Origin of the sequence: Nocardioides ferulae, assembly GCF_003660455.1 — a bacterium.
Taxonomy (GTDB): Bacteria; Actinomycetota; Actinomycetes; order Propionibacteriales; family Nocardioidaceae; genus Nocardioides; species Nocardioides ferulae.
Genome location: NZ_QZVR01000029.1, coordinates 29560 through 42411 on the forward strand (window position 1 = coordinate 29560; position 12852 = coordinate 42411).

At 70.1% G+C, this 12852-nt stretch carries 16 protein-coding genes and 1 tRNA gene; 6 read left to right on the forward strand and 11 right to left on the reverse strand.

Annotated elements, in window-relative coordinates:
• Window positions 1-46: 46 nt before the first annotated feature.
• From D6B71_RS20640 to D6B71_RS20655, 4 genes are all read left to right on the forward strand, one after another.
• Window positions 47-475, forward strand: coding sequence for a single-stranded DNA-binding protein (locus tag D6B71_RS20640; RefSeq protein ID WP_121258640.1), 429 nt, complete (start codon window positions 47-49; stop codon window positions 473-475).
• A gap of 12 nt (window positions 476-487) precedes the next feature.
• Window positions 488-1066 (forward strand): hypothetical protein, encoded by a 579-nt coding sequence (locus D6B71_RS20645; protein WP_206051885.1) that lies wholly within the window; start codon window positions 488-490, stop codon window positions 1064-1066.
• A gap of 111 nt (window positions 1067-1177) precedes the next feature.
• Window positions 1178-1474 carry a hypothetical protein gene (locus D6B71_RS20650; protein ID WP_121258642.1) on the forward strand — a complete coding sequence of 99 codons (297 nt, stop codon included), beginning with the start codon at window positions 1178-1180 and terminating at the stop codon, window positions 1472-1474.
• Window positions 1474-2790 carry a hypothetical protein gene (locus D6B71_RS20655; protein WP_121258644.1) on the forward strand — a complete coding sequence of 439 codons (1317 nt, stop codon included), beginning with the start codon at window positions 1474-1476 and terminating at the stop codon, window positions 2788-2790. Before D6B71_RS20650 ends, D6B71_RS20655 begins: the two co-directional genes overlap by 1 nt.
• Window positions 2791-2809: 19 nt before the next feature.
• Here D6B71_RS20655 and D6B71_RS20660 read toward each other — a convergent pair whose 3' ends face one another.
• Window positions 2810-4000 (reverse strand): tyrosine-type recombinase/integrase, encoded by a 1191-nt coding sequence (locus tag D6B71_RS20660; RefSeq protein ID WP_121258646.1) that lies wholly within the window; start codon window positions 3998-4000, stop codon window positions 2810-2812.
• A 6-nt stretch (window positions 4001-4006) separates the two neighbouring features.
• Window positions 4007-4237 (reverse strand): helix-turn-helix transcriptional regulator, encoded by a 231-nt coding sequence (locus D6B71_RS20665; RefSeq protein WP_121258648.1) that lies wholly within the window; start codon window positions 4235-4237, stop codon window positions 4007-4009.
• Window positions 4238-4671: 434 nt separating this feature from the next.
• On the opposite strand from D6B71_RS20665, the gene D6B71_RS20670 reads away from it, so the two are divergent.
• Both D6B71_RS20670 and D6B71_RS20675 read left to right on the forward strand, forming a co-directional pair.
• Complete coding sequence (locus tag D6B71_RS20670) at window positions 4672-4953, forward strand: helix-turn-helix transcriptional regulator (RefSeq protein ID WP_121258650.1); 282 nt, start codon at window positions 4672-4674, stop codon at window positions 4951-4953.
• A gap of 177 nt (window positions 4954-5130) precedes the next feature.
• Entirely contained in the window at window positions 5131-6162 is a 1032-nt protein-coding gene (locus D6B71_RS20675; protein WP_206051886.1) for a tyrosine-type recombinase/integrase, read from the forward strand.
• Between the two features lie 68 nt (window positions 6163-6230).
• Here the strand turns inward: D6B71_RS20675 and D6B71_RS20680 are convergent.
• From D6B71_RS20680 to D6B71_RS20720, 9 genes are all read right to left on the reverse strand, one after another.
• Window positions 6231-6304, reverse strand: a tRNA-Pro gene (locus D6B71_RS20680).
• 89 nt (window positions 6305-6393) lie between these two features.
• A complete protein-coding gene (locus D6B71_RS20685; protein ID WP_121258654.1) occupies window positions 6394-6957 on the reverse strand; it encodes a DinB family protein in 564 nt (187 codons plus the stop codon).
• A gap of 61 nt (window positions 6958-7018) precedes the next feature.
• Window positions 7019-8011 carry a hypothetical protein gene (locus D6B71_RS20690; protein WP_121258656.1) on the reverse strand — a complete coding sequence of 331 codons (993 nt, stop codon included), beginning with the start codon at window positions 8009-8011 and terminating at the stop codon, window positions 7019-7021.
• Between the two features lie 49 nt (window positions 8012-8060).
• Window positions 8061-9449 carry a ribosome biogenesis GTPase Der gene (gene der, locus D6B71_RS20695; RefSeq protein ID WP_240641609.1) on the reverse strand — a complete coding sequence of 463 codons (1389 nt, stop codon included), beginning with the start codon at window positions 9447-9449 and terminating at the stop codon, window positions 8061-8063.
• The gene (locus D6B71_RS20700) at window positions 9446-10204 is read right to left on the reverse strand and encodes a lysophospholipid acyltransferase family protein (protein ID WP_240641610.1); all 759 of its coding nucleotides are present in this window, start codon (window positions 10202-10204) and stop codon (window positions 9446-9448) included. The genes der and D6B71_RS20700 overlap by 4 nt, the downstream gene beginning before the upstream one ends.
• Window positions 10201-10935, reverse strand: a complete 735-nt coding sequence (gene cmk / locus D6B71_RS20705; RefSeq protein ID WP_240641611.1) for a (d)CMP kinase — start codon at window positions 10933-10935, stop codon at window positions 10201-10203. Before cmk ends, D6B71_RS20700 begins: the two co-directional genes overlap by 4 nt.
• An 11-nt stretch (window positions 10936-10946) precedes the next feature.
• Entirely contained in the window at window positions 10947-12035 is a 1089-nt protein-coding gene (locus D6B71_RS20710) for a prephenate dehydrogenase (RefSeq protein WP_121258660.1), read from the reverse strand.
• Entirely contained in the window at window positions 12028-12411 is a 384-nt protein-coding gene (gene aroH, locus D6B71_RS20715) for a chorismate mutase (RefSeq protein ID WP_121258662.1), read from the reverse strand. The genes D6B71_RS20710 and aroH overlap by 8 nt, the downstream gene beginning before the upstream one ends.
• A gap of 44 nt (window positions 12412-12455) precedes the next feature.
• The gene (locus D6B71_RS20720; protein ID WP_121258664.1) at window positions 12456-12848 is read right to left on the reverse strand and encodes a VOC family protein; all 393 of its coding nucleotides are present in this window, start codon (window positions 12846-12848) and stop codon (window positions 12456-12458) included.
• Window positions 12849-12852: the final 4 nt, after the last annotated feature.

Genomic DNA, 12852 nt, shown 5'->3' on the forward strand with positions numbered 1-12852 from the left:
AGAGCGGAAGCCACCCGAGGCTCCGCGAGACCGCAGGAGTCGAAAGATGACCATTCCGACGCAGTTGAGCCTCCATGGGTTCATCGCTACCGCGCCTGAGCTGAGCAAGCCCGACTCGAAGGACGCGCGCTTCTTCGCCCGCATCGGCGTCGAGCACTGGCGCAAGGAGGCGGACGGCTCGTTCACGAAGCTCGATCCGAGCTTCCACAGCCTCGTCATGTACGGCGAGTCCGCCAAGCGTGCGTACGCACGGTTCCGGGTCGGCGACCAGTTCGTGGCGTCTGGCTACGTCACCGAGTACGAGTCGACCTGGAACGAGCAGACGGTGACGCGCGAGCAGTTCGTCGCACGCCACATCGGCCACGACACGACCTGGACGCGCTACGCCGTCGACCGGGCGCCGTCAAACCAGCCCGAGCCGCCGAGCGACCAGATGACAGTCGCCAGCGAGCCTCCCCGGGTCGTCGGCCTCTGACGGAGTCCGGAGATGCCCGAGAACGACGGACAGGAGTCACTGTTCGCGCCCGCCTTCGATGGGAGCGTCCATTCGATGTTCGCAGGCTCGACCGAGTACGGCGGGCCTGACGACCCCGAGGAGCCGCTCCGGCCGCTCAACTGGAACCTCCTGTCCAGCGAGGAGGCGGAGTCGGAGTGGCTCGACCTCAACGCCTGGGTCGACTGGCTCCGGACGACCTACGGGCTGCCGCCGACGGTCATCCCGCCGTTCTGGCATCGGCACGACGAGCTCGTTTGGGAACTCTCGGCACTTCACCTGCACTGGTTGAACTCGTACGACCCCGATGGATCGCCGTCCGCGCCACTGATGTGGCACCGCGACTTCGCCGACGCCCGCCATCGGCTTCGCGAGTGGGTCGCGACCTGCGGCACCCGCCTCGAGAAGGACCGAGCGACTCGCCAGACGTCGTGGCCAGGCGAGGATCCGCAGCCGCCCGCGGCAGAAGTAGTCATCGAGGACCGGGGTGCGGACTTCATCGAGTTCGTCGTCGAGGACATCGCCGCACGACGACGGATCGAGGAGCGGGTCAGAGCCAGCCTCGCGGGATGACTGCACCGCTGGAACTCAGGCGCGTCCATCCACAAGCCAGACGGTTCACAGCACGCCACCGGCGACCGGCCACCTGAACTGAACAAGCAGATTCGTCGAAAGGAATCACTCATGCTGCTCGCACACGCAGTCACCCTCGCCGAGGCCCGCTCGTACGTCGCGGCGCTGGCAGACCGGGCGAGCTCGGAGGACGCCTCCGCGGAGTACGAGCGCGTCTTGCTGCAGCTCGACTGGATCCACGGCGACTATGTCCCCGGCATCACCGAGGTCCCCGGCGAACACCGCGACGTGCTGTTTGCCATCGCCGAGCAAGCGATCGAAGACCTCGTCGGCCACGGCATCGACGCCCTCCAGGTCGAGCTCGTTCTCGACATGCTCGACGCAGCCAAGGCCCTGGACGCAAGCTGATGTACGCCGAGAACGGCGGACGTCTACGCGCCGAGTTCAGCATCCTGCTGCGCCAGCACCGAGTTCAGCAGCGCCTTGGCGGCGCCGGCAGCCACACCATCAAAGAGACGACCACAGTCGACGAGCGGGTACTCCTCGGCGAGCAGATCGGGCGCTACAGGCACTCCGCGCTGGCGTGGTGCCTACAGGCCGTTCGGGCAGCCAACCCCCACATGCACCGCGACGGCCCGAGCACGGGCCGCAGTGGCCCAGCAAGAGAACTGCGACACCGACTTGAAGCCGCGATCACGCATTCCAGCGGGCCGCCGAGCCTCGACGAGCTGACGACCGAGCAAGCCTTCGCGATGGTTGAGAGTTGGCGGCACGTCGCTCGAGCAACGACGCTTGGCGAGCACGACTTCGACGCCGGGCTTGGACATGGCAGCCTGACGGCCGCCCAGTGCATGACCCTGCTGAAGGACGCCGCCGACGTCGCCCAAGCACTGGTCGCTCTCGACCGCCGCTACTCCAATATCCCCGGCTGGCGACACCTCAAGAACGCCGGATGGCTCGCCCGCGCAGCTGAGACCTGCTCGACCGTCGCCGGACAATCTGAACCCGACTACACGATCGACCTGCGTGGCTGGCAACCCAGCCTCTCCTTGGTGGAAGGACCGGCGCTTCCCGGACTCACAGGCGTGCTCCAGGCCCAGCACAACCTGCTCGTGCACCTCGCCGACTTCCCGGAGGCTCGAAGCCTGCGGTTCGTGCTCGACTCCCAGCGAATCGTGTCACGCGACGCCGCAAACATCGATCCCGATGAATCGGCAGGCTGGTCCCGGCGCGCATCGACCTACCTCAAGCTCATCCGTGCCACGCACGACATCGGCGGGATCATCGGCAATGGTGGCGCCGCGGCCGGGGAGGCCGCGTTGGCAGCAAGCCGAATGGAGGACTTCGCGCGCTCCGCCACATCCGGCAACACCGCGGTCGACCCGGACCAACTGCGGCACCTTACGAGACTCGGTCAGCAGATCGACGAACAAGTCGCGGGGACGATCCAACGCGGCGCGCGGGAGCGCCTCTACTTCACCAGGGTGCCGTTGCCTCGGATCGAGCGCGACGCCGCCGGGCTGGTTAAGCCCACGCGCCAGCGGTACACGCCCATCACCACCAACGTGTGTCCAGAGCTCCTCGACATCGTGCGGAGCGAACTACTTCCAAGGCAGGCAGTCCGCCACGCGCCGACGACGGCAGCTTCTAGCCGCCAAGAACTCGCAGCAGCTCTCGTGCACCGACCAGAGCCACGCCGAGCGAACGCCGACCTGTCCCTGTGATCAGGCATCCCCTCCGCGGCTACTGCTCTGCCTGCTTGGGTGCCAGCGACTCGAGGATCTCCGCGGTCACCGGATCAACCTCCTCATCAGGCTGGATGTAGTGCGCCTTCGTGATCTTCGAGGACGTGTGGCCCAGCAGCTCCGCGGCGAGATCCGGCCCACTCGCTCGGTCGAGCACAGTCGCGACAGTGCGCCGGAACGCATGTGGTGTCACTCCTGAGATCCCTGCCTCCGCGAGGATCGTCCGAAGCCGCCGACGCACGTTGTTCGTCGTCAGCGGTGTCAGGTTCCTCGTGAAGAACAGCAGGTGCTCCGGCGGCTCGTGTGCGACGACGACCAGTCTCTGCCGAAGCACCTCCGCTGTGAAGCTTGGGACGGACACAACCCGCGTCGACTTCTCGGTCTTCGGATGGTGCTGCCGGTACGTCGGACGCCCGGCCGGCGAGATGATCGTGCCGCAGATGCGCACAGTCGCCGGCGTCTTGGTGACGTCCACGTCGCACTTGCGCAGCGCGAGTACCTCCCCGATCCGAGCCGACGTGCCCAGCATCACCTCGATGATCTGCTCAAGCTGTCCGTCCGGCTTCGGGCCCGAGAGGCCACCCTCGCGACGCCAGGACCGGACGGCCGTGCGGATCGCATCCACCTCGTCGATGGTGAGAGCCATCGCCTGGGATGCCGGTTTGTGCATCCTGGCGATCCCGCGCACGGGATTCTCCTTGAGCGCGCCATACCGGACGGCCAAGCCGAGAGCGAGGCTCAACACTGTCCGCGCCTGCTTCGCCGTGCTGTAGCTCTTGGACGACGCGAGCCGCTTGATGAACTGGTCTACCTTGCGCACGTCTATCTCGCGCAACGTGTAGTTCTCGAAGGCTGGCATCACCAGTTGGCGCATGTTCCGTTCGTAGAGGGCTCGCGTGCTCGGGGCGAGCTTGTCCGTCAGATCGAGGTCGGCGAGCCAGACATCGACCAGCCGAGAGAACGTGCTGTCGGCCGACAGATCGCGGCTTCCCGCTGCGAACCCGTCGCGACGTGTCAGCTTCTCCTTCAGGGTGCGTTCAGCGCCCTTGCGGGTGTCGCCAGTGGCCTGCACGAGGCGAAGCTGCCCATCGTCGTCACGGAAGCGGACGCGCGCCTTGATCCTGCCGTTCGGTGCGGTGATATACGTGAACTCGCCGAACGTGCCGATTGCGGTGCGTGGTCGGCCCATCTCAGCTCACCGACTCTCTGGCAACTGGCCTGGGCGAGACTCGCGGTGCGCCTCGATCCACGCCAGCACGTCGCGCTTCGTGAACTTCACGTGGCGACCGACCCGAACCCCGCAGGGTCCCTTCCCATCCACACGCCAGTCGTAGATCGTCGCGACTGGAACGCCCAGGTACTCGGCGAGGTCCTCGATGCTCAGCAACGGGTCGAGCCCGCTGATCGGTTCGAGTTGGGTTTTCATGCCAACTAGGTGGCCACGCCGCCCCGAGTGGCTCCGAGACGTTCCGAGACAGTCCATGCCCGCTTCTGGACCGGGCCGCGAGACGCACCTGCAGGACGAGTTGGTGATGACTTTCTGATGACCGAGTCAAGTTCAAATGCTTTCAGGCTCGGTTCCCAGAGGGAACCGAGCCTGAATTTGGTAGCGGGGGCAGGATTTGAACCTGCGACCTCTGGCTAAGAGATCAAGCCACAGCAAACCAGATCACGGCAGATCATGCCGTCGCCGGTCAGAGCCAAGGTGTTCTCGACCTTCCGACGAACTTCGCGGCGCGGCGAGCGCTGATCCTGCATGGCGTCACTTCATCAGGGGGTTCTCCACAGGTAGGGCGGTTCCCGCTGCACACCTTCAGTCACGAGGACAAACCTGTTCTCGTCCCGACGAAGGAGCACATCATGAGCACGACGGTCGACACCAACATCGAGGGCGCCATCCTCACCATCGACCAGGCGGCGGCGTACCTCGCGATTCCGAAGGCGACGCTGTACACCTGGCGGACCCGGCGAGCGGGGTTCGGGCCGCGGGCCGTGAAGCTCGGGGGCTGCCTGCGCTACCGCCGCTCCGACCTGGACGCCTGGGTCGCCGAACACCTGGAGAGCTTCGACGACACCCCGGCCGTCCCGGAGCAGCGAGCGGGAGACGGCGTCTCGCTGTCCCGAGCGAGCCGGCCGCGCTGAAGGGGATGCGAGATGGGACGCGGACGACCACCGACATCGCTGGGCACCTGGGGAACGATCCGGACGACGCGGGTCCGCGAGGGTGTGTACAGGGCTCGCACCCGGATCCGGGACAAGGACGGCGTTCCCCGCGAGGTCACAGCCACGGGCACCACGATTGCTGCTGCGGAGCGTGCGTTGCGCGAGAAGCTCGTCGATCGGGCGACGCCGACGCAACAGGCGATCACCGCCGACACCACGATTGCGACCCTCGCAGCCCTGTGGCTGACCTTCCTCCGCGCCGAGGGCCGGATCGAAGCCACCACCATCAACGAGTACGAGCGCGTGCTCGACAAGGTCGTCATTCCGGAACTGGGTGGCCTCCGTCTTCGAGAGGTGACGACCAGTCGACTGGATCTGTTCCTCGTCCGACTCCGGGCCACGAGCGTCAGCCGCCAACGGAAGACCAAGGTGGTGATGGGCGCGATGCTGGGGCTGGCTGTGCGTCACGACGCGCTCGCCGTGAACCCGGTCCAGCAGACCTCACGCATCCACCGTGAAAGGTCCGAGACCCGGTCGCTCACACTCGAGGACCTCACGACCGTCCGCGAAGCTCTCCGAGCGTGGACGGCCAAGCAGCGCCCCGGGCCAAAGGCGTCCAGCGACATGGCCGACATCATCGACCTGATGCTGGCCACCGGGGCTCGGATCGGCGAGATCCTTGCCGTGCGCTGGGTCGATGTCGCACTCGACGCCGCCCGTCCGACCCTCACCATCAACGGAACGATCAAGACCGAGCCTGGCAGGGGCACATACCGCAAGGCCAGCCCGAAGTCGGACGCCAGCGTGAGAACGGTCGTCCTTCCGAACTTCGCCATCGCAGTGCTCAAGCGTCGCCAGGCGGCAGCGCGGGAGAACCCGAATGACGCGGTGTTCCCGACCCGCAACGGCACCTGGCAACAGGTCAACAACGTCGAGCGCCGCTGGCGGCAGATCCGCAAGGACACCGGCCTCGACTGGGTCACGCCCCACACGTTCCGCAAGACCGTGGCGACCCTCATCTCGGAGCGGGTCGACGCTGAGACCGCCTCCCAGCAACTCGGCCACTCCTCCCCCGCCATCACCCGCGAGTTCTACATCTCCAAGCCGGCGATCGCCGCTGACGTCGCACACGTCCTGGACGAGCTGGCGGAGGCAGATCCGAATACTTCGGGAATAAGTCGTGAATAGCGGCTTCGGGTTCAAATGACAGAACCGGCTCCGACCTACGTTCCCGCAGGTCGGAGCCGGTTTCTTTGTCGGGCTGACAGGATTTGAACCTGCGACCCCTTGACCCCCAGTCAAGTGCGCTACCAAGCTGCGCCACAGCCCGAAGACCGGCGGTCGTCGACCACCGGACCGCGTGAACCTTACCGCAGCCGAGCGCATGGCACCGAACCGGGGGCCGTGTCGCGCGCCGTGTCAGCCCATCGTCTTCTGACCGTCGATCGTCTCGCGGATGATGTCGGCGTGGCCGGCGTGCTGCGACGACTCGGCGATCACGTGCAGGAAGACCCGGCGTGCCGACCAGCTGCCACCCGGTTCGAACCACGGCACCTTCGGCAGCGGGTGCCGGGCGTCGAGGTCGACGGTGGCGACCAGCCCGTCGGTGACCGCGGCAGCCTCGTCGTACGCCGCCAGCACGCCGGCGAGGGTCTCCCCCGGCTGCATGGCGAAGTCGGCCATCCGGGCCCGGATCTCCTCGGGCGGGTTGCTCCAGTCGACGGTCGCCCAGTCGAACGTCGGCTCGGCCGGGCCGTTGACGATGTAGTCGGCCCACTTCCGTTCCACGGCGGTCACGTGCTTGATCAGGCCACCCAGGCAGAGCTCGCTCGCGGTGGGGGTGAGCCCGGCCTGCTCGTCGGTGAGGCCGCGGACGGTGAAGCGGAGGAAGTCGCGGTGCTTGCGCAGCGTCTCGAGGAGGTCGGCGCGCTCGCTGCTTGCGGTGGCGGTCGGTGTCGTCGGGTGGCTCTCGGTGATCGTCATGACAGCAACGCTAGGAGCCCAATAGGTCAGTTTCTGACCTCTTCGGCAGCCGATCCGGCGGTCATCCGGCGGGCTTCACCTCGGCGCTGTCGGGATCGACCATCAGACCCGAGGTGTCGACGGCGACGAACGCCCGGGCCGGGATGCGCTTGAGGTCGGCGATCATCCGAGCCGGCCAGCGCCGGTGTCGCTCGCCCTGGAAGAACCAGGGCGAGCCGTTGTCCGCCAGCACCAATCCGTGCCGCTTCATCGCCCGCACCACGACCTTCGCGTGCTTCGAGAACCCCTGCGGGCGCCACCCGGCCCGCAGCCGGAACCTCGCCCCCATCGGTGGGTAGGCGCGACTCTCGGTCGCGCCGGCGTCGTGCCGGGCCGGCCACAGGTGGCGGCTGCTGGTCACGTCGGTGGTGAATCGGATCGCGTGGTCGACCTCCCCGGCACGCACCTCGTTCCAGCGCAGCAGCCCCGGCAGGATCGGCATCCCGGCCGCGTCCGCCGAGGTCCACCCGTCCGGCCGCAGGTCGTTGCTGCGCAGCGACCACACCGCCCCGGACCCTGCCCGCCACCGGCCGTCGCGCACCCTCGTCGCATAGGTCTCGTAGAGCCGGCAGCGGCCGCGGTCCACCACGATCGCGTGCCGGTCCCCGTCAGAGCGGCGCCCGCCCTCGATCCGGGTGTCGCGGCCCAACGGGTAGCGCACCCGGTCGCTCTCCGCGGCGTACCGGAACTGGACCTTGACCCGCCGGTGCTCCGAGCCCACCACGGTCACCGGAATGCCGTAGTCGGGCCCGGGGCCGGCGTTCGGCCCGAAGTCCGGATGCAGGTCGCGCTCGGTCGACATCTGCGAGAGCCACCGCTTGCTCCGCGGGTGCACGGGCAGCCCGCGCACGTCGGCGTGCCACCAGTTGTCGTCGGGGAACACCGCGCAACCAGTGCCCGCGACCGGCCTCGCCGGGCCGCGCGGGGCCTCCACCGGCGTCGCCCCCGCCAGCAGGGGAACGGCGAGCAGCCCCGCCAGAGCGAGCAGGACCGGAGACCACGCACGACGCCGCATCCCCCGACGGTACGCCGGGAGGATGCGGCAGTCCTGCCGGAACGAGGGCTCAGCGCTTGCGCTTCTCCCGCGGCCGCTGCTGCAGCACGATCGGGGTGCCGACGAAGCCGAACTCCTCGCGCAGCCGCCGCTCGATGAACCTCTCGTAGCCGGCGTCGAGCTTGCCGCTGGTAAACAGCACGAACGTCGGCGGCGCGGTCGAGGCCTGGGTGCCGAACAGGATCTTGGGCTGCTTGCCGCTGCGCACCGGGTGCGGGTGCTCGGCGACCAGCCGGCCCAGGAACCCGTTGAGCGCCCCGGTGCCGACCCGGGTCTCCCAGCCCTCGATGGCCCGCTCGATCGCCGGCACCAGCCGGTCGATGTGCCACCCGGTGCGGGCGGTGACGTTGATCCGCGGCGCCCACTGCACCTGCACCAGCTCGCGCTCGATCTCTCGCTCCAGGTAGTGGCGGCGCTCCTCGTCGACGAGGTCCCACTTGTTGAACGCGATCACCAGCGCGCGGCCGGCCTCGCGCACGGTCTGGATGATCCGCTGGTCCTGCTCGGAGATCGGCTGACCGCCGTCGATGACCAGCACCGCGACCTCGGCCCGGTCGATCGCGGTGGAGGTGCGCAGGGAGGCGTAGTACTCGTGGCCCGAGGCCTCCTTGACCCGCTTGCGGATGCCGGCGGTGTCGATGAACCGCCAGGTCTTGCCCCCCAGCTCGACCAGCTCGTCGACCGGGTCGACGGTGGTGCCCGCGACGTTGTCGACGACCGCCCGCTCGGAGCCGGCCAGCTTGTTCAGCAGCGAGGACTTGCCCACGTTCGGCTTGCCGACGATCGCGATCCGCCGCGGCCCGCCGACCTCGACCTCGCGCTCGGGCGGCGGCTCGGGCAGCGCGGCGAGGACGGCGTCCAGCATGTCGCCCGACCCCCGCCCGTGCAGCGCCGAGACCGGCCACGGCTCCCCCAGCCCGAGGTTCCACAGGCCGTAGGCCTCGGCCTCGGCGCGCATGTCGTCGACCTTGTTGGCCGCCAGCACCACCGGCTTGCCCGAGCGGCGCAGGATCTTCACCACCGCCTCGTCGGCGTCGGTGATGCCCACGGTCGCGTCGACGACGAAGAGCACCGCGTCGGCCAGCGTCACCGCGACCTCGGCCTGCGCGGCGATCCGCTCCGCCAGCCCGCGGGCGTCCGGGTCCCAGCCGCCGGTGTCGACCACGGTGAACGCGCGGCCGTTCCAGGTGGCGTCGTAGGAGATCCGGTCGCGGGTGACCCCGGGGACGTCCTGCACGACCGCCTCGCGGCGGCCGATGATCCGGTTCACCAGCGTCGACTTGCCGACGTTGGGGCGGCCGACGACCGCGAGCACCGGCACCGGCCCGAGGGGCGCATCTGCGGTGCCGTCGACCTCCGCCCCGGGTTCGGGACGCGCGACGGGAAGGTCCTGGCTCATGGTGCTCCTTGCTCGGTGACCCCGGTGGCGGGGTCTGGTTCGACTTCAGCGGACGGCAGTGGCCCAGGCAGTTGCTGGCCGGTCAACGTCCGCGCATGGTCCAAGTGGACCAGCATGTGCTCCCGGAGCAACATCGAGGCCCGCCCCACTTGTTCCTTGGTGCGTGGCCAGGGCTGCGGCTCCAGCGTGATGGGGGCCCCGAAGACCAGGTCGACGCGGCTCCCGCGCCGCGGCAGCTCGCCCGCGTGCCCCCCGGGACGGCGGGTGCCGAGGATGATCACCGGCACCACCGGCGCGCCCGTCACCAGCGCGAAGTACGCCGCGCCGCGGTGGAAGCGGGACAGGTCGCCGGCGTCGCGGCGTCCCTCGGGGAACACGCCGATCGCCCCGCCGTCGCGCAGCACGCGCAGCGACTCCCGCACCGCCCGCGCGTCGACGTGGAACCGGTCGATCGGGATCTGGCCCGAGGCACGCAGGAACCGCCCCAGGAAGCCCCGGAACATCTCGGCCTTGGTCAGGGCGTGCACGGGTCGGCCCGGCGCGAAGATCGCCAGCAGCGGGCCGTCGGCGACCCCGATGTGGTTCGCGGCGAAGATCACCGGCCCGCTCTGCGGCACCAGGTCGGCACCGTGCACGCGCACCGGGACCAGCAACCGGATCAGGAACCGGGCCAGCGGACGCAGCGGGCTGGCCAGGAGGACCCGCCACGGATGCCGCACCCGGTCGCTGCGCGGAGGCAGCCGATGCGGACTCACGAGCAGGCCTCGGCCACCATCCCGACGACCAGCGCGATCACCTCGTCCAGCGTGTAGGGCGTGGTGTCGAGGTGCACCGCCCCGTCGGCCATCACCAGCGGGGCGGTGGCCCGTGAGGAGTCGATGCGGTCACGGTCGAGCAGCAGCTGCCGGGTCGCGGAGAGATCGGCGCCGCCCTCCTCGGCGGCCCGTCGCTCGGCCCGCGCCGCGGGGTCGGCGGAGAGGTAGAGCTTGACCGGGGCGTCGGGCCACACGACCGAGCCGATGTCGCGGCCCTCGACGACGATGCCGGGGCCGTCCAGCGCAGCGGTGATGATCTCGCGCTGCAGCCCGAGCAGCCGGGCCCGCACCGCCGGCACCGTGCTCACCGGCGAGACGGCGCGGGTGACCTCCTCGGTGCGGATCGGCGCGGCGGCGTCCTCGCCGTCGACGGTGATCGTCGGGCCCGACGGATCGGTGCCGGACTCGAGCCCGGGCTCACCGCACCGGGCGGCGACCGCGTCGGCGTCGTGGACGTCGACCCCGTGCCGCAGCATCCACCACGTCATCGCCCGGAACATCGCCCCGGTGTCGAGGTAGCGCAGCCCCAACCTCGCGGCCACCCCGCGCGAGGTGCTGGACTTGCCCGAGCCGGAGGTGCCGTCGACCGCCACCACGAGTCCGTGCAGGTCAGCGGGGACCTCGCGGCTCGGCACGGGGCTGGACTGACCGGGGTGGGGGGTGGCGCTCACGGGGGGTCAGCCTACCGGTGCGCGACCCATCCCTTCGACTCCAAGGAGGCCAGCAGGTGGTCGGCGCGGGTCTCGTCGACGACCAGCTCGACCAGGCCGACCGGCCGGCCGGGGTCGTGGTCGATGCGCACGTCCTCGATGTTGACCCCGCTGGCGCCGGCCTCGGCGAACAGGCGGGCCAGCTCGCCGGGCTCGTCGGGCACGGACACGAAGACCGTGCCGGTGGGCCGCCGCGGCGCCCCGTGCTTGCCCGGGATCGCCCGCGCACCCTCGACGCCCCGCGACAGCAGGCCCACCAGGCGTTCGCGGTCGTGGGAGGCGACGGCGTCGATCACCGCGTCGAGCTGGGCCCGCACCTGGCCGAGCAGGTCGAGCACGGCGTCGGCGTTCGCCGCCACGATCTGCCCGTAGAGCGCAGGGTCGCCGCCGGCCACCCGGGTCACGTCGCGCACCCCCTGCCCGGAGAGGGCGAGGTGGTCGGCGGGCGCCTCGGCCAGCCGGGAGGCGACCAGCGAGGCCAGCAGGTGCGGCACGTGCGAGGTGCGGGCCACCGCGCGGTCGTGCTCGGCGGGGCTCAGCCGCACCGGCACCGCGCCGCACAGCCGCGCCAGGGCGTCGACCGCCGCCACGGCCTCGGCCGCCGACCCCGGGTGGGGGGTGACCGCCCACGGCCGACCGTCGAAGAGCGCGGCGCTGCCGGCCAGCGGACCGGACCGTTCGCTGCCCGCCATCGGGTGGCTGCCGACGTAGCGAGCGGCGCCGGGGTGGTGCTCGACGGCAGCCGACGGGCCACTCTTCACGCTGCCCACGTCGGTCACCGTCGCCGACCCGTCGTCGAGCGCGCGCAGGATCTCGGCGGCCAGGTGGTCCGGCGGCACGGCCACCACCACCAGACCCGGCCGGTCGCCCGGGACGAACGGGCGTCCGGCACCGAGCCCGGACGCGGTGCGCACGTTCTCGGAGGAGACGTCGCTGAGAAGCACCTCGAGCCCGGCGCGGCGGCAGGCCAGCCCGATCGAGGTGCCGATCAGGCCGACCCCGACGATGTGGACGGGACCGGTGACGTCTCCGGCAGCCTCCCGGCCCTCCCGGTCAGGCATCGGGGACGTCACGGGTGCGCGACAGGTCACGTCGCAGCGCGGCGGCGCCGTGCAGGTAGACGTGGGTGATGTCGGCGCGCGGCAGGTCGGTCTCGACGTGCGCCATCATCCGCACCACCCGCGGCATCGACCCGTCGATCTCCAGCTCGCGGGCGCACATCAACGGCACGTCGCTGAAGCCGAGCCGCCGCGCTGCGTAGGCCGGGAACTCCGAGTGGAGGTCGGAGGTGGCGGTGAACAGCACCGAGATGAAGTCGTCGACCTCGAGCCCGTTGGCGGTCATCACCTCGGTCACCATCTCGGCGACCCGTTCGAGCATGTGGTCACGCACGTCGTCGTCGAGCTGGGTCGCTCCTCGCACTGCCCTGACTGCCACGGGGCAAGGCTATCGACCCCGCCGACACAGCCGGCAGCCGCGTCTCAACCGGGCTGGTAGCTGCCGAACGACCAGCTGTTGCCCTCGGGGTCGACCACCGATCCCCCGCGGCCGCCGTAGTCCTGGTCGACCATGCCGCGCACGACCGTGGCACCCGCCGTCACTGCTCGGTCGAACGCCGCGTCGGGGTCCTCGGTGACGAGGTAGACCGCGGAGCCGCCGACGTTGGTCACCGCTCCCTCCGGCCGCTCGCTGCCGAACATGACGCCCCCGCCCTCGGGCCAGAGCCACTCGGCGTGCACCACGACGTCGGGGTCCTCGGGGTCGCGGTGGGTCTGGTGCTCGACGAACCCGACCGCGCTCAGCCAGGCGATCATCGCCCCGGTGTCTCGAAAGGTCAGTGCGGGCCAGGTTCGGGTCTGCGTCGGGTTGCTCATCGAC